Below are 15,955 nucleotides of genomic sequence, written 5' to 3'. Positions count from 1 at the left end.
AGGCTACGGAACTCGTTTGGGGTATTGGCAATCCAACCGGCCAGAAAACCCGAACCGGAGTCACCCGCAATGCGCTTCAAACTTGCTGCCGCTACGCTTGCCTTGCTTTCCCTCTCTGTTGGTTCAGCAATGGCCCATGATGATGGCTTCTGGCGAGGAGTTATTTCCTCAGGTGCGACCACCGCGTCCACCTACCTGACCTCCAGGGATCACAAGCTGATCGTTGCCGCTCAGGACGACGCCAGCAGTTTCGTGGCCAGTGACGGCAATATCCGTGGTCCGTACCTGGAATCTGCGATGCAGAAAGTCCGCGCCGACAACCCAGGCTTGAAGGCCACCGACATGGAACTGGCCAACGCAATCCTGGCCAAGAACGCGGTCGCCGAACAGTGATCCGTCAGTGCAACAAAAATACCCATTGAACAGCAAAGATCGCAGCCTGCGGCAGCTCCTACGCCGACCGCATATCTCCTGTAGGAGCTGGCGCAGCCTGCGATCTTTTGACTTTGTTCAGCGGTATTCATCCACCGGCACGCAGGCACAGAACAGGTTGCGATCGCCGTAAACGTTGTCCACGCGGTTCACCGTCGGCCAGTATTTATGCAGCCTGGTGTGCGCGTCCGGGGTCACCGCTTGCTCAATGCTGTAGGGCCGATCCCAGACACCAATAATGTCCGCCAACGTATGGGGCGAGCGTTTCAGCGGATTGTCCTCCGCAGACCAATTGCCATTCTGCACCTCGGCAATTTCCGCACGAATACTCAGCATCGCGCTGATAAAGCGATCCAGCTCAGCCTTGGACTCGCTTTCGGTAGGCTCAACCATCAACGTGCCCGGCACCGGGAAAGACATGGTCGGCGCATGGAAACCGTAATCCATCAGCCGCTTGGCGACGTCTTCTTCGCTGATCCCGGTCAGCGCCTTGAGTGGTCGCAAGTCGAGGATGCATTCGTGCGCCACCCGCTCGTTGCGCCCGGTGTAGAGCACCGGGAAAGCACCGGACAAATGTTTTGCCAGGTAATTGGCCGAAAGAATCGCCACTTCGCTGGCATCGGCCAGCTGCGGCCCCATCATCGCGATGTACATCCAACTGATCGGCAAAATGCTCGCACTGCCCCAGGGCGCCGCGCTGACTGCGCCATTCTGCGGATCGGGCCCGTCGATCGGCACCACCGGGTGATTGGCAACAAACGGCGCCAAATGCGCCCGCACGCCAATCGGCCCCATTCCCGGCCCGCCTCCGCCATGGGGAATGCAGAAGGTCTTGTGCAGGTTCATGTGCGAGACATCGGCGCCGATATCCGCCGGGCGGGCCAGCCCGACCTGCGCATTGAGGTTGGCGCCGTCCATGTACACCTGACCGCCATGCTTGTGGATAACTTCGCAGATTTCGCTGATGCCTTCTTCGTACACCCCATGGGTTGAAGGGTAAGTGGCCATCAGGCAGGAAAGCTTGTCACCAGCAGCCGTCGCCTTGGCTTTCAGGTCATCGAGGTCGACGTTACCGGCATCGTCGCAGTCGACGATCACCACCTGCATCCCGGCCATCTGCGCCGAGGCCGGGTTGGTGCCGTGGGCTGACGCAGGAATCAGGCAGATGTCACGTGCGCCTTGCTGACGGCTTTCATGGTATTTGCGGATCGCCAGTAACCCGGCGTATTCACCTTGGGCGCCGGAGTTGGGCTGCATGCAGATCGCATCAAAACCGGTAATCGCGCAGAGCCAGCTCTCCAGTTCGCTGATCATCAGTGAATAGCCCACCGCCTGCTCTTTCGGCGCAAAGGGGTGCAGGTTGGCGAATGCTGGCCAGGTGATCGGGATCATCTCGCTGCTGGCGTTGAGTTTCATGGTGCAGGAACCCAGCGGGATCATCGACTGGTTGAGGGCCAGGTCCTTGTTCTCCAGTTGCTTGAGGTAGCGCAACATCTCGGTTTCGCTGTGGTGGGCGTTGAACACCGGGTGGCGTAAATACGGCGTGGCCCGCAACAAGCCGTCGGGAATGCCGGAGATCAGCGCCTCGCGATCCAGTTCAGCCACATCAAGCCCATGATCGGCACCCAGGAACACATCAAACAGCTTTGTCACGGTGCGTTCATCACAGCTCTCGTCGAGACTCAAACCGACCTGCCCACGCCCGAGAATCCGCAGGTTGATCTGCGCCGCTCTGGCACTGTCGAGGATGGCCGTCTGACTGCCGCCAACTTCCAGGGTCAAGGTGTCAAAAAACTGCTTGTTGAGCCGGGTAATACCGTTGCGCTCAAGCCCGGCAGCGAGAATGGAGGTCAGCCGGTGTACCCGTTGCGCGATACGCTTGAGCCCCTGCGGGCCATGGTAGACCGCGTAAAAACTGGCGATGTTGGCCAGTAACACTTGGGCCGTGCAGATGTTCGAATTGGCCTTCTCGCGACGGATGTGTTGCTCGCGGGTTTGCAGGGCCATGCGCAGCGCGACGTTGCCGCGAGCATCTTTCGAAACACCGATGATCCGCCCGGGAATCGCTCGTTTGTATTCATCGCGGCTGGCGAAAAACGCTGCGTGAGGACCGCCGTAGCCCATCGGTACACCAAAGCGCTGGGATGAACCAAACACCACATCGGCGCCCTGCTCACCCGGCGGTGTCAGCAACAACAGGCTCAGCAGATCGGCGCAAACGCAGGCCAGCGCCTGCTGCGCATGCAAGTGATCGATCAGCGGGCGCAGGTCGCGGATCTCACCGTGAGTATCGGGATACTGCAGCAGCGCACCAAACACCTGATGCTGTTTCAAGTTATCCACAGCGTCGATGATCAGTTCGAAGCCAAAGCCTTCAGCCCGGGTCTGCACCACGGAAATGGTCTGTGGATGGCAGTTTTCGTCGACGAAGAACAGATTGCTTTTCGACTTCGCGACACGCTTGGCCAGCGCCATGGCTTCGGCCGCAGCCGTGGCTTCGTCGAGCAACGAGGCGTTGGCCAATTCCAGGCCTGTCAGGTCGATGGTCAATTGCTGGAAATTGAGCAGTGCTTCGAGTCGCCCCTGAGCGATTTCTGGCTGATAGGGTGTGTAAGCGGTGTACCAACCGGGATTTTCCAGCACGTTGCGCAAGATCACCGCAGGCGTCAGGGTGCCGTGGTAACCCATGCCGATCAGGCTGGTCCAGACCTGATTCTGTTCGGCATAGCCGCGTAGCTTTGCCAGTGCGGCTTCTTCATCGAGCGCTGGCGGCAAGTCCAGTTCGCGATTGAGACGAATGCCCGGCGGCACTGTCTGTTCGATCAGTTCGACGCGGCTGCCGAGCCCGAGGCTGTCGAGCATCGCCTGCTGCTCGGCGGTATCCGGCCCCAAGTGGCGCCGCAGAAAGGCATTCGGGTCTCGTAACTGACTCAAGGATGGCAACTGGGACATGACGGGCTCTCTCTTGAATGGCGCTCAACGTCGATGCAACTCGATCAAAGCAGCATAGCTCCCCTGCACACTCGGCATGGCGTCTTTGCTCAATCGGGCTCATCATGTGCGGCGCATATAACTACCGTCAGCCAATCGGGTGCACTGATCGTCATGAGCCAACTGCCTTTTCTGCCGTTTTCCAAACCTACTATCGATGAAACCACGATTGCCGCTGTCGGCGATGTCTTGCGCTCCGGCTGGATTACCAGCGGGCCCAAGGTTCAGGCGTTCGAAGCCCAGCTCTCGGAGTTTTTTGGCGGCCGTCCGGTGCGCACGTTCAACTCCGGGACCTGCACCATGGAGATCGCCCTGCGCATCGCCGGGATCGGTGCCGGTGACGAAGTCATCACCACGCCGATTTCCTGGGTCGCCACGGCCAACGTGATTCTCGAAGTGGGCGCCACCCCGGTGTTTGCCGACATCGACCCGATCACCCGCAACATCGACCTGGACCAGCTCGAAGCGGCCATTACCCCGCGCACCAAGGCAATCATCCCGGTGTACCTCGCTGGTTTGCCGGTGGACATGAGCCGCCTGTATGCGATCGCGAAAAAACATGGCCTGCGCATTGTCGAAGACGCCGCCCAGGCACTGGGTTCGAGCTGGAATGGTCAGCGCATCGGCGCCACGGGCGACTTCGTGTCGTTCAGCTTCCAGGCGAACAAGAACGTCACCTCCTCGGAAGGTGGCTGCCTGGTGTTGAACAATGCTGAAGAAGTGCGACTGGCCGAGAAGTATCGCCTGCAAGGCGTGACCCGCACTGGCTTCGATGGTCTGGACGTTGATGTGCTAGGTGGCAAGTTCAACATGACCGACGTCGCCGCCGCCATTGGCCTGGGCCAATTCGCCCACATTGATGCCATCACCGCTCATCGTCGCGAACTGGCCAAGCATTACTTCGCCTGTTTCGGCAGTGATTTCGAGGCCAAATACGGTGCGCAGCTGCCACCGGCAGACTTCACCAACAGCAACTGGCACTTGTTCCAGCTGGTACTGCCAGAGCGCAAGGACGGCAAACCGGCCCGCGCAACCTTCATGGAGCAAATGCAGGAACTGGGCGTCGGCATCGGCTACCACTACCCGCCGATCCACCTGCTGAGCCTTTACCGCGAACGCGGTTTCAAGGAAGGCATGTTCCCCGTGTCCGAGCGCGTCGGTCGCCTGATCGTCTCGCTGCCAATGTTCTCGGCCATGAGCAAAAGCGATGTCGAGCGTTCAGTGGCGGCGGTAAAGGCTGTCTTGCAAAACGCCTGAGTCACCTGGCCAGCCTTTGAACAGGCTGACATAGGCAACATTCAAAACGCCCAATGCACTGCATTGGGCGTTTTTTATTCCTGCTATAGATACACTTACAAATAGCTATATATAGACAGTCAATCGATCATCTCTTTGCGCCAAAAACCAGACACCCAACGGATGTTTATTCCAGCCGCCTCCGCAAACAGGTGATTAACCAGCATTAATCAACCCACTCCATTTCTGAAAAAAAACAATCGCAATAGATAGAATCAAACAATAGCCAATCAATCTATAGGCCAAAATCCTGCATGCTATGTTTGTTGAGGACTGGGCAGCGGCGACAAAACGCCACTGCCCAGTTACACACAACTTATGCCTCACCCTATTCGAAATGGAGTTCAAAAAATGAGCAGCAATCAAATAATTTTGTACATCGAAGAAGATCAGCTGGCAGCACAAAAAAACAACAATTACAGCCTTTATCTCGCCAAACAAGTCAACGGCAGCTTCACCGTTATCTGGAAATCGAAAGGCCCCGTAGCCACCGTCAATACCCCTAGTTATCAATACAGAAACACCTTTGATATTGCGACTCCGTCGTTCAATGTCAACTATACAAACGACCCCGTAACAAGCGGCGATGTCACCTTCACCTCCGGCGGGAAAAACCTGCCAATCAGTACCGGCCAAAAGACAATACTCAATCCCAACGGTATATTCTCACCCGCCCAAAACGGCGGCGTGTCATCCGACATTCTCATTACCAATCAACTGCAAGGCAACCCACGCGAGATACTGCTGGATTCCAATGGCAATAATATCTGGGTAAACCGCCAGAGTGGCATGAACATTGGCACCGCGACGCTGACGCCATTAAATAATTACCAACTTTGGTTCGGCAACACTCAAGCAACAGGCTCATTGATTGCCGTTAATGTGTCCAACACATACGCGGTTACTGTCAAGGATGGCGGCAGCGTCACCCTCACCTATACCAACAGCGGCACCTGGATAACTGGCGAACCCGCCAACAAGCTGAGCGCCAAACAAGTCGAGGCGCTTCACTCCAGGCTCGGAATCGAAGAGGTTGCATAACCACCCGGGCTGATCAAGCATCGGCGGCGAGATGAAGTGTGAACCGTATGCATGCCGTTGACAACCTTCAGCACGCCGACGTTTCTTAGGCCAATAAAAACCCTGTATATCGAGGATCTACAGGGTTTTTTATTGAATGCATCAAGGCCGTAGTCGAATCGAGTCAGGTGGATTCGGAATCCACCCTGAAATCACCCACAGGATGAATGGGAGATCAGCCATGAGCAGTCAAACTATTATTGTTTATATTGAAGAGGATCAATTGATTGCACAAAAAACCAACAACTACAGCCTCTACCTGGCCAAAAAAGTAAATAGCACCTTCACGGTCATCTGGCTTGCAAAAGCCCCACTTCCAACCCCAGGCCAACCGACCTATCAATATAAGAATACCTTTGATATTAGCAGTGACACCTACCGGGTGAATTTTACCAATACTCCATTGCAGGACGGAGATATCAGCTTCACCTCAGGAGGAAAAAGCCTACTGATCAACACCGGCCAAAAAACGACACTGAATCAATACGGGGTATTCAGCACTGCACAAAATGGCGGTGTCCCGGGAGACGTTTTAATCAACAACCAACTACCCGCCTATCCTCGTGCGATATTACTGGATTCCACGGGACGCAGTCTCTGGGTGAGTTCAAGTGGCATGGATATCGGTCCAACGACCATGACACCCAAAAACGACTTTCAGTTGTGGTTCGGTCCAGCCCAGGTGGCGGGTTCATTAATCCCCAGTACTGTATCCAACGTTGATGTCGTCACAGTAAACAACGGAGAAACCCAAACGATCACTTACACGAACAGTGGTACCTGGGTTTCTGGCGCACCGGCAACGCGCCTGACGACAGAAGAAGTAATAGCCCTTCACGTCAGGGTAGACCAAGCGGTGATGCAGGCCACATTAGCGGCCCGTCGAACCAGCCACTAAGCATCAAACATAAAACGCCACGCTCCCCCCGATAAGGGAAACGCGGCGTTCTTGCAGCGGATTCGCTTCTGGCGGTGATTACTCGCCGATAGCAGCCTTGTAGCCTGCCGCGTCGAGCAGCTTCTCAACATCAGCGGTGTTACTTGGCTTGAGCTTGAAGATCCACGCGCCGTACGGGTCGGTGTTGAGCAGCTCAGGGCTGGCGCTCAGGTCTTCATTGATCGCGATCACTTCACCGGCAACCGGGGAGTAGATGTCGGAGGCGGCCTTGACCGATTCGACCACACCCGCCTGATCGCCTGCACCGAATACATTGCCCACTTCGGTCAGCTCAACGAAAACCACATCACCCAAGGCCTCCTGAGCGTGGTCACTGATGCCCACAGTGACGGTGCCATCAGCTTCCAGGCGGGCCCATTCGTGACTTTCGGCAAAACGCAGGTCGGCAGGGATATCGCTCATGTTCTGTGTCCTCAAGAAGAAATGTCAGCGGTGTTGACCCGCCAGAAAAAGTTAGATCAAGGTTTTGCCATGACGCACGAAGGTCGGTTTGACCACCCGAACCGGGTACCACTTGCCACGAATTTCCACTTCTGCCCGGTCAGCGGTTGCCATCGGCACCCGCGCCAGGGCAATCGATTTGCTAAGCGTAGGAGAGAAACTACCACTGGTGATCTCCCCTTCGCCAACATCAGCGATGCGAACCACCTGATGGGCGCGTAAAACCCCACGCTCTTCGAGCACCAGACCGACCAGTTTATGCTTCACCCCTGCTGCCCGTTCAGCCTCAAGCGCCGCCCGACCGATGAACTGACGAGTAGCCGGTTCCCAGGCAATGCTCCAGGCCATATTGGAAGCCAGCGGTGAGACATCCTGATGAATGTCCTGACCGTAGAGGTTCATTCCGGCCTCAAGGCGCAGCGTGTCGCGGGCGCCGAGGCCAATGGGCGATATGCCCGCACCGACCAGATCGTTGAAGAATCCCGGCGCCTGATCGGCCGGCAAGGCAATCTCCAGACCATCCTCGCCTGTGTAACCGGTACGGGCGATGAACCAGTCACCGTCACACTGACCTTCGAACGGTTTGAGTTGCTGGATCAGCGTGCCACGGGACTGGGTCACCAATTCGGCGATCTTTTGCCGCGCCTGCGGACCTTGAATCGCCAGCATCGCCAACTCGCTGCGCTCGTGCAGTTGCGCCTGATAATTGCCGAGTTGGGCCTGCATCCAGGCCATGTCCTGATCACGGGTGGCAGCGTTCACCACCAAACGATAAGCGTCGTCCAGGCGATAGACGATCATGTCGTCGACCACCCCGCCATGTTCATTGAGCATGGCGCTGTACAAGGCACGGCCGTCGCTGTGCAGACGTTCGACATCATTGGCCAGCAAATGCTGGAGCCAGGCCTTGGCCTGAGGGCCGCTGACGTCTATTACGGTCATATGGGATACATCGAAAACCCCACAGTCGCGGCGCACCTGATGGTGTTCCTCGACTTGCGAGCCGTAATGCAGTGGCATATCCCAACCGCCAAAATCGACCATCTTCGCGCCGAGTGCGAGATGAAGGTCATACAGAGGCGTACGCTGTCCCATGGGTTTCTCCTTCCGGGCGTGGCGAAGGTACGGACAGGTGCTGAATGATTGAAAGCCTTTAAATAGAAGGCTTTCAGCCAATTTCAGCGACCCGGTCTGAAGGACGATCCGCACCGAATGCCGCGCATTGTAGCCGCAAGGTGTAGGACTGACACCTAGCCGTTTCGATGCGCCGAACGTCGAATCAACCCGATGACAGGCAACAGGCCCACCAGAATCAGTGTCAGCGCGGGCAATGACGCCCGCGCCCACTCGCCTTCGCTGGTCATTTCGAAGATCCGCACCGCCAGCGTGTCCCAGCCAAACGGGCGCATCAGCAAGGTCGCGGGCATTTCCTTGAGCACATCGACGAATACCAGCAACGCCGCGCTCAACGTGCCAGGCAGCAACAGCGGCAGATACACCTTGAAAAACAGTCGTGGCCCACCAACACCCAAACTGCGTGCTGCTTCCGGCAACGACGGACGGATCTGTGCCAGGCTATTTTCCAATGGCCCGTAGGCCACCGCGATAAAACGCACCAGATACGCCAGCAACAGCGCCGACAGGCTGCCCAGCAGCAACGGCTTGCCTGCACCGCCAAGCCATCCCGACAGCGGCACCACCAGTTCGCGGTCCAGATAACTGAACGCCAGCATGATCGATACCGCCAGCACCGACCCGGGCAAGGCATAGCCGATATTGGCCAGGCTGACCCCGGAACGAATCGCCCGGGTCGGTGCCAGGCGCCGGGCAAAGGCCAGCAGCAGCGCGACGCTGACGGTGATCAACGCGGCCATGGTGCCCAGGTACAGCGTATGCACGATCAGCCCGGCGTAACGCTCATCCAGGTCGAAGCGCCCGCGCTGCCAGAACCACGCCACCAGTTGCAGCAATGGAATGACAAACGCGCAGGCAAACACCAGCCCGCACCAACTGCTGGCGGCCACAGCCTTGAACCCGCGCAGGTGATAAAGCGCCTTGCCCCGTGGCCGCTCGTTACTCGCCCGGCTGGCGCCACGAGCACGGCGCTCACCGTACAGCAGCAACATCACCACCAGCAGCAACAAGCTGGCCAGTTGTGCGGCGCTCGACAGGCTGAAAAAGCCGTACCAGGTCTTGTAAATCGCCGTGGTGAAGGTGTCGAAGTTGAACACCGACACCGCCCCGAAGTCCGCCAGCGTCTCCATCAGTGCCAAGGCCACACCGGCACCAATCGCCGGCCGGGCCATCGGTAAAGCCACGCGCCAGAATGCTTGCCACGGTGATTGGCCGAGCACTCGCGCAGCCTCCATCAAACCTTTGCCCTGAGCCAGAAAGGCCGTACGCGCCAGCAAATAGACGTAGGGATAGAACACCAGCACCAATACCAGTATCACCCCGCCCGTGGAACGCACGCGCGGCAGCCGCAGGTCGCTGCCGAACCCTTCGCGCAGCAGGGTTTGCACGGGACCTGCGAAATCCAGCAAGCCGACGAAAACGAACGCCAGCACATAGGCCGGGATCGCAAACGGCAACATCAGCGCCCAATCCAGCCAACGTCGCCCGGGGAACTCGCAAAGGCTGGTCAGCCACGCCAGGCTGACGCCCAACAGCGTGACGCCAACCCCGACGCCGAGGATCAGCGTCAGGGTGTTGCCCAGCAGACGCGGCATCTGGGTGTCCCACAGGTGCGACCAGATCTGCAGGTCGACAGTTTGCCACGACAGCAGCAACACGCTCAGCGGCAGCAGTACCAGGGCAGCAACAACGAAAACCAGCGGATACCAACGGCGTTGGGCGGGATGGGCCAAGGAAAAGCTCTCTGGAGATGAATCACGCAAAAAGATCGCAGCCTGCGGCAGCTCCTACACCGAACGCATACACCCACCTATAACGGGTGAAACGAGGTCCTTGTAGGAGCTGCCGCAGGCTGCGATCTTTTGATCTTTAGTGCCCCGGACTCAGTTCCAGCCAGCGCGGTCCATCAGGCGAATGGCTTCTGCCTGACGCTGGCCAGCGACTTCGACCGGCAGGGTGTCAGGGATGAACGTGCCCCAGGCCTCGACTTCAGCAGACGGTTTCACCGTTGGGTTGGCCGGGAATTCCTGGTTGACGTCGGCGAAGATCTTTTGCGCTTGCGGTGTGGTCATCCATTCCACCAGAGCCTTGGCGGCTTCCGGGTGCGGGGCGTGTTTGGTCAGGCCAATGCCCGACAGGTTCACGTGTACGCCGCGGTCAGCCTGGTTCGGCCAGAACAGTTTGACCGGCAGATCCGGCTTCTGCTGGTGCAGACGGCCGTAGTAGTAGGTGTTGACGATACCGACGTCGCATTGCCCGGCGCTGATCGCTTGCAGTACGGCGATGTCGTCAGAGAACACGTCAGTGGACAGGTTGCGAACCCAACCCTTGAGGATCTCTTCGGTTTTTTCCGCACCGTGGGTTTCAATCAGGGTCGCGGTCAACGACTGGTTGTAGACCTTCTTCGCGGTACGCAGGCACAGACGGCCTTCCCACTGCTTGTCGGCCAACGCTTCGTAAGTGGTCAGGTCCGAGGGTTTTACCCGGTCGGTGGAATAAGCGATGGTCCGCGCCCGCAGGCTCAAACCGGTCCAGGCGTGAGACGCAGCGCGGTATTGCAGCGGGATGTTGGTGTCGATCACCTGGGAGGTGAACGGCTGCAGGATGCCCATTTGCTCGGCCTGCCAGAGGTTGCCGGCATCGACGGTGAGCAGCAGGTCGGCGGTGGCGTTCTCGCCTTCGGCCTTGATGCGCTGCATCAGCGGCGCTTCCTTGTCAGTGATGAACTTCACCTTTACGCCGGTTTTTTGGGTATAGGCATCGAAGACCGGTTTGATCAGCTCGTCGATACGCGAGGAGTAGACCACCACCTCGTCAGCGGCCTGAACGGTGGTACCTATCAGGGTCAGGGCGAGGGCTGTCAGTAGACGCTTCGGTGCCAACATGGGAGCGGTCTCTCGATCTCAAAAATGAGCCGAAATGATAATGACTCACATTTAGCTTCTCAACCGATCCCGCCGTGAAGGAGTTACCAGATGTTGCCGCAGGAGCTGCCGAAGGCTGCGATCTTTTCAAATGCTCCGCTGATTCCGGAAGATCAAAAGATCGCAGCCTGCGGCAGCTCCTACAGAGTGTGCGATGTGCAGGAGTGGGGGAGTCAGGCCTTGGCGAGGGTTGGCAGATCCCCGGTCAACCCGAGCGCCTGGCGCACGAACAGCGCCTTGGCTTCGGGCATCTGATCGACCATTTTCAACCCGGTATTACGCAACCAGCGCAGTGGCAATGGATCGGCCTGGAACAAGCGCTCAAAACCTTCCATCGCCGCCATCAACGCCAGGTTGTGCGGCATGCGTCGACGTTCGTAGCGGCTGAGCACTTTCACATCCGCCAGACGCTCGCCACGGCCGGCCGCGTGCAACAGCACTTCGGCCAGAACCGCCGCATCGAGAAAACCGAGGTTGACCCCCTGCCCGGCCAACGGGTGAATGGTGTGAGCAGCATCGCCGATCAGCGCCAGACCTTCGGCCACATAGCGCTTGGCGTGGCGTTGACGCAACGGCACGCAGAGTCGCGGATCGGCGCTCAGAACGCGCCCCAAACGCCCTTCGAAGGCACGCTCCAGCTCACGGCAGAAACCTTCGTCGTTCAGCGCCATCAGGCGTTCGGCTTCAGTCGGAGTGGTCGACCAGACGATCGAGCACCAGTCTTGCTGACCGTCACGCTCCAATGGCAGGAATGCCAGCGGACCGTGGTCGGTAAAACGCTGCCAGGCGGTCATTTGATGCGCCAGTGAGCTGCGAACGCTGGTGACGATGGCGTGATGCAGATAATCCCATTCGCGTGTCGCGACACCGGTGAGGCGGCGCACCGCCGAGTTGGCACCGTCCGCCGCGATCACCAGCGGTGCGCGCAACGTGCGGCCATCGGCCAGGGTCAGCAGCCAGTCGTCGCCGGAACGACGCATCTGCTCCAGACGCGCATTGGCCAGCAGGCCCAGGTCGCAGTCGTGCAGGCGATCGAGCAGTGCATCCTGCACCACCCGGTTTTCAACGATATGCCCGAGTGCCTCGGCGTGGACGCTGGCGGCCGAGAAATGAATCTGCCCGGTGCCGCTGCCATCCCAGACTTGCATGTCGGTATAAGGGCTGCTGCGCCGGCTGACAACGCCGTCCCACACACCCAGACGTTCGAGGATCCGCTGACTGGCGGCCGACAAGGCGCTCACCCGAGGCTCGAACGCCGACTGCGCGTCGAAGGGTTTGACGCTCATGGGGCTGCCGTCGAGCAGCAGGACTTCCAGCCCACTGTTCTGTAACGCCAGCGCCAACGCGCTCCCGACCATTCCGGCCCCGACAATCAGCAGATCTGCGCGCATTTCCATGCTTTAAGCCTGTCTCGCTTGCGGCGTGAGCCGCACGTAAAGGGTTTTATCGACCAAGGTGCCGGCGCCGTTGTGAATCTCGAATCGCTGGGGCAACCACTCAACCATCGGAGCGTGTTCCCAACCCCATCGCTTGCCGGGCGAACCAGCGTTTGGCCGGTGGCAACAGATCGAGGCCCAACAGACCGATGTTGCGGCCCAGTGAAACCAGCGGCTGGGTACTGCCGAACAACCGGGTGACCTGATCGGAGAAGCCCACGGTGAGGTTCTGGTCCAGGCGCTGGCGTTCGCGGTAAGCCTGCAAGGTAGTGAAGTCGCCCGGTGCAGTCGGGCTGGCGAGCAGCGCTTCGGCCAAGGCCTGGGCATCGCGCAGCGACAGGTTGAAGCCCTGACCGGCAATCGGGTGCAGGCTGTGGGCAGCATTGCCCAGCACAGCCAGATGCGGACGCACCTGCTCTTCGGCCTCGATCAACGACAACGGGTAAAGATGCCGTGCACCGACCTGTTTGAGAGTGCCCAAGCGATAGCCAAACACGCCCTGCAACTCGCTGAGGAAGCTGCGCTCATCCAGAGCAGCCAGACGCTGCGCGTCCATGCCCAAGCGAGTCCAGACCAGCGCGCAGCGGTTTTCCGGCAGCGGCAGCAGGGCCATCGGGCCGTCATCGGTGAAACGCTCGAACGCCATGCCATTGTGGGCTTCGCTCGGAGTGATGTTGGCGATCAACGCACTTTGATTGTACGGACGCTTTTTGACACCGATCCCTAGCTGCTCGCGCAAGCCCGAACGGCCGCCATCCGCCAGCACCGCGAGGTCGCATTCAAGGCTGGTTTCATCGTTGAGGGTCAAGCGGTAACCGTCTTCCAGCGGCTCCATGCGCGTGACTTCGGCCGGGCAGCGCCAACTGATCACGTCCTTGTCCAGACCTTGCCAGAGGCATTGGCCCAGCCAGGCGTTTTCCACCACGTAACCCAGTGCTGGAACGCCCTCTTCCATGGCCGACAGTCGCGCGGTCGAGAAGCGTCCACGGTCGGAAACATGGATCTGTTTGATCGGCTCGGCGCGGCGGGAAATTTCCTGCCACAGGCCCAATCGCTGATAAATTTGCCGAGCGCCGAAAGACAGCGCCGAAGAGCGCGCGTCGTAGCTCGGCTGGTAGGTATGGCCGGGCGCGAACGGTTCGATCAGCACGATCTTCCAACCACGGGCACGGGCACCGGCTTGCAAGGCCAACGCCAGACTGGCGCCAACCAGGCCGCCACCGATGATTGCCAGGTTGACCCGGTTCATGCCGCCTGGGTCCGTGCAGCGGCCATCAAGGCCTCGATCTCGGCGACCGTTCTCGGCACGCCGTTGGTCAGGATTTCACAGCCCAGTCTGGTTACCACCACGTCATCCTCGATGCGCACGCCAATGCCGCGCCATTTCTTCGCCACGTTCAGATTGTCCGGGGCAATGTAGATGCCCGGTTCGACGGTCAACGCCATGCCGACTTCCAGCACCCGCCATTCACCGCCGACCTTGTACTCGCCGACATCATGCACATCCATGCCCAGCCAGTGGCCGGCGCGGTGCATGTAAAACGCCTTGTAGGCTTCGCTGGCGATCAACTCATCGACGTCGCCCTGCAACAAACCGAGCTTCACCAGACCGGCGGTGATCACTTGAACCGTCGCCTCGTGCGCTTGGTTCCAGTGCTTGTTGGGTGCGATCTGGGCAAATGCAGCTTCTTGCGAGGCCAGCACCAACTCGTAGATCGCCTTCTGTTCTGGCGAATACTTGCCGTTGACCGGCCAGGTACGGGTGATGTCGCTGGCGTAACAGTCGATCTCGCAACCGGCGTCGATCAGCACCAGATCGCCGTCCTTGAGCAACGCGTCATTCTGCTGGTAATGCAGGATGCAGCTGTTGCGCCCGGCGGCGACGATCGAACCATAGGCCGGCATTTTCGCCCCCCCCTTGCGGAACTCGTAATCGAGCTCGGCTTCCAGGCTGAACTCATGCAAGCCGACACGACTGGCCTGCATCGCGCGAATGTGGGCCTGCGCGGAGATCCGTGCGGCTTCGCGCATCACCTTCACTTCTGCCGCCGATTTATACAGGCGCATGTCGTGCAGCAGATGATCCAGCGCAACGAATTCGTTCGGCGGTTGGGCGCCCAGGTGTGCCTTGGAGCGGATCACATTGATCCAGTCCATCAAGTGACGATCGAACTCAGGGTTGCTGCCCATGGCCGAATACACCCGGTCACGGCCTTCGATCAAGCCCGGCAGGATGTCGTCGATGTCGGTGATCGGAAAGGCGTCGTCGGCGCCGAAATCCCGGATCGCCCCTTCCTGCCCGGCACGCAGGCCGTCCCACAGTTCGCGTTCGGCGTTGCGTTCACGGCAGAACAGAATGTATTCGCCATGCTCACGACCCGGTATCAGTACGATGACCGCCTGAGGCTCGGGGAAACCGCTGAGGTACTGGAAGTCGCTGTCCTGTCGGTAAACGTGCTCGACGTCGCGATTGCGGATCGCCACGGCAGCGGCCGGCAGGATTGCGATGCTGTTGGGTTCCATCTGCGCCATCAACGCCTTGCGGCGGCGGGTGTATTCCGATTTAGGGATATGAATCATGGGCAGATGGAAGTCCCTTACAAACAATCAGTGCAGAGAAGGCTTGGCAGCCGATGCGGCTGCTTTGTTGTTCTCGGTGAACAGCAGCAATGGCGCGACTCGCAGGTACTCCATGACTTCCATGTAGTCGCTCTCGCCGTCGTCGGACTCTTCCAGTGCATCCTGAACCTGCGCGATGGCCGCCAGGTCTTGCAGGACTTCAGTGGCCTCGGTGCTCAGCATGCTGCTGTCACGGCAGTTCAGGCCGAACCCGCTGAGGAAGCCATGGCACCACTGGCCCAGTGCAGCGGCACGTTCGGTCAGCGGCGCGTCGTCGGTCGGCAACAGCAGAACGACGGTCATGTCGTCGCTGGTCAGCTCGCCCTTGACCATCTCTTGCAGGCCGATCAGGGCGTTGCGGACGTTGTCTTGCGGCTCGCCTTCGAGCAGTTCCGCAGCGTCGACCAACCAGCCGTCGACTTCAAAACCGGCACCGGCGCAGCTGCGACCGAGCAACAGGCCGTGCAGTTCGGCAGGCGAGACAGGATGGCCGCTGGTGCTCAGCAGGGTGGCGAAGGCTTGATACGGAGAATTCTGAATGGGCATGGGCAGCTAGGCGCCAGACGGCGCTATGTCTAGAATGAAGGCCTTGTATCCTACATCGACAGACTCGCCAAGACTATTAAAGGCTGTCCGCCAGTTAC

At 59.2% G+C, this 15,955-nt stretch carries 13 protein-coding genes and 1 pseudogene; 4 read left to right on the top strand and 10 right to left on the bottom strand.

Features of this window, described 5'->3' with window-relative positions; translation table 11 throughout:
- The first annotated feature begins 69 nt into the window (after positions 1 to 69).
- Positions 70 to 393, top strand: coding sequence for a DUF2388 domain-containing protein (locus tag BLL42_RS15465; RefSeq protein ID WP_071552876.1), 324 nt, complete (start codon positions 70 to 72; stop codon positions 391 to 393).
- 117 nt (positions 394 to 510) lie between these two features.
- Here the strand turns inward: BLL42_RS15465 and gcvP are convergent, their stop codons facing one another.
- Positions 511 to 3,384 carry an aminomethyl-transferring glycine dehydrogenase gene (gcvP, locus tag BLL42_RS15460; protein ID WP_071552875.1) on the bottom strand — a complete coding sequence of 958 codons (2,874 nt, stop codon included), beginning with the start codon at positions 3,382 to 3,384 and terminating at the stop codon, positions 511 to 513.
- Between the two features lie 153 nt (positions 3,385 to 3,537).
- Here gcvP and BLL42_RS15455 point away from each other — a divergent pair, with 153 nt between their 5' ends.
- The 3 genes from BLL42_RS15455 to BLL42_RS15445 all read left to right on the top strand — a co-directional run bounded on the left by BLL42_RS15455 (position 3,538) and on the right by BLL42_RS15445 (position 6,697).
- A complete protein-coding gene (locus tag BLL42_RS15455; protein WP_071552874.1) occupies positions 3,538 to 4,680 on the top strand; it encodes a DegT/DnrJ/EryC1/StrS family aminotransferase in 1,143 nt (380 codons plus the stop codon).
- A 390-nt stretch (positions 4,681 to 5,070) separates the two neighbouring features.
- Positions 5,071 to 5,760 carry a hypothetical protein gene (locus BLL42_RS15450; protein ID WP_071552873.1) on the top strand — a complete coding sequence of 230 codons (690 nt, stop codon included), beginning with the start codon at positions 5,071 to 5,073 and terminating at the stop codon, positions 5,758 to 5,760.
- Positions 5,761 to 5,980: 220 nt separating this feature from the next.
- A complete protein-coding gene (locus tag BLL42_RS15445) occupies positions 5,981 to 6,697 on the top strand; it encodes a hypothetical protein (RefSeq protein WP_071552872.1) in 717 nt (238 codons plus the stop codon).
- Between the two features lie 78 nt (positions 6,698 to 6,775).
- Here the strand turns inward: BLL42_RS15445 and gcvH are convergent, their stop codons facing one another.
- The 9 genes and pseudogenes from gcvH to BLL42_RS15405 form a co-directional block, all read right to left on the bottom strand.
- Positions 6,776 to 7,159, bottom strand: a complete 384-nt coding sequence (gcvH, locus tag BLL42_RS15440) for a glycine cleavage system protein GcvH (RefSeq protein ID WP_071552871.1) — start codon at positions 7,157 to 7,159, stop codon at positions 6,776 to 6,778.
- 51 nt (positions 7,160 to 7,210) lie between these two features.
- Positions 7,211 to 8,293 (bottom strand): glycine cleavage system aminomethyltransferase GcvT, encoded by a 1,083-nt coding sequence (gene gcvT / locus BLL42_RS15435; protein WP_071552870.1) that lies wholly within the window; start codon positions 8,291 to 8,293, stop codon positions 7,211 to 7,213.
- A 155-nt stretch (positions 8,294 to 8,448) separates the two neighbouring features.
- Positions 8,449 to 10,065, bottom strand: a complete 1,617-nt coding sequence (locus BLL42_RS15430) for an ABC transporter permease (RefSeq protein ID WP_071552869.1) — start codon at positions 10,063 to 10,065, stop codon at positions 8,449 to 8,451.
- Positions 10,066 to 10,215: 150 nt separating this feature from the next.
- Complete coding sequence (locus tag BLL42_RS15425) at positions 10,216 to 11,217, bottom strand: extracellular solute-binding protein (RefSeq protein WP_071552868.1); 1,002 nt, start codon at positions 11,215 to 11,217, stop codon at positions 10,216 to 10,218.
- Between the two features lie 212 nt (positions 11,218 to 11,429).
- Complete coding sequence (locus BLL42_RS15420) at positions 11,430 to 12,647, bottom strand: 2-octaprenyl-3-methyl-6-methoxy-1,4-benzoquinol hydroxylase (RefSeq protein ID WP_174553359.1); 1,218 nt, start codon at positions 12,645 to 12,647, stop codon at positions 11,430 to 11,432.
- A gap of 9 nt (positions 12,648 to 12,656) precedes the next feature.
- A pseudogene (locus BLL42_RS30500) lies at positions 12,657 to 12,755 on the bottom strand (tetrameric acyl-CoA thioesterase); the annotation flags it as partial.
- Positions 12,754 to 13,941 (bottom strand): 2-octaprenyl-6-methoxyphenyl hydroxylase, encoded by a 1,188-nt coding sequence (ubiH, locus tag BLL42_RS15415; RefSeq protein ID WP_071552866.1) that lies wholly within the window; start codon positions 13,939 to 13,941, stop codon positions 12,754 to 12,756. The pseudogene BLL42_RS30500 and the gene ubiH, both read right to left, overlap by 2 nt.
- Positions 13,938 to 15,272 (bottom strand): Xaa-Pro aminopeptidase, encoded by a 1,335-nt coding sequence (gene pepP / locus BLL42_RS15410; protein ID WP_071552865.1) that lies wholly within the window; start codon positions 15,270 to 15,272, stop codon positions 13,938 to 13,940. The genes ubiH and pepP overlap by 4 nt, the downstream gene beginning before the upstream one ends.
- 27 nt (positions 15,273 to 15,299) lie before the next feature.
- Positions 15,300 to 15,857: a YecA/YgfB family protein gene (locus BLL42_RS15405; protein WP_071552864.1), complete on the bottom strand. Its 558-nt coding sequence runs from the start codon at positions 15,855 to 15,857 to the stop codon at positions 15,300 to 15,302.
- Positions 15,858 to 15,955: the final 98 nt, after the last annotated feature.

The organism is Pseudomonas frederiksbergensis, assembly GCF_001874645.1.
GTDB lineage: Bacteria > Pseudomonadota > Gammaproteobacteria > Pseudomonadales > Pseudomonadaceae > Aquipseudomonas > Aquipseudomonas frederiksbergensis_B.
Note: the sequence above shows the minus strand (reverse complement) of the source record. Positions and strands in the feature narration are given on the sequence as shown.

Coding starts and splice junctions, on each gene's coding strand:
- BLL42_RS15425 (WP_071552868.1), bottom strand. CDS start 11,217: ATGTTGGCACCGAAGCGTCTACTGACAGCCCTCGCCCTGACCCTGATA.
- gcvP (WP_071552875.1), bottom strand. CDS start 3,384: ATGTCCCAGTTGCCATCCTTGAGTCAGTTACGAGACCCGAATGCCTTT.
- BLL42_RS15405 (WP_071552864.1), bottom strand. CDS start 15,857: ATGCCCATTCAGAATTCTCCGTATCAAGCCTTCGCCACCCTGCTGAGC.
- BLL42_RS15420 (WP_174553359.1), bottom strand. CDS start 12,647: ATGCGCGCAGATCTGCTGATTGTCGGGGCCGGAATGGTCGGGAGCGCG.
- BLL42_RS15455 (WP_071552874.1), top strand. CDS start 3,538: ATGAGCCAACTGCCTTTTCTGCCGTTTTCCAAACCTACTATCGATGAA.
- gcvH (WP_071552871.1), bottom strand. CDS start 7,159: ATGAGCGATATCCCTGCCGACCTGCGTTTTGCCGAAAGTCACGAATGG.
- gcvT (WP_071552870.1), bottom strand. CDS start 8,293: ATGGGACAGCGTACGCCTCTGTATGACCTTCATCTCGCACTCGGCGCG.
- BLL42_RS15465 (WP_071552876.1), top strand. CDS start 70: ATGCGCTTCAAACTTGCTGCCGCTACGCTTGCCTTGCTTTCCCTCTCT.
- BLL42_RS15445 (WP_071552872.1), top strand. CDS start 5,981: ATGAGCAGTCAAACTATTATTGTTTATATTGAAGAGGATCAATTGATT.
- ubiH (WP_071552866.1), bottom strand. CDS start 13,941: ATGAACCGGGTCAACCTGGCAATCATCGGTGGCGGCCTGGTTGGCGCC.
- pepP (WP_071552865.1), bottom strand. CDS start 15,272: ATGATTCATATCCCTAAATCGGAATACACCCGCCGCCGCAAGGCGTTG.
- BLL42_RS15450 (WP_071552873.1), top strand. CDS start 5,071: ATGAGCAGCAATCAAATAATTTTGTACATCGAAGAAGATCAGCTGGCA.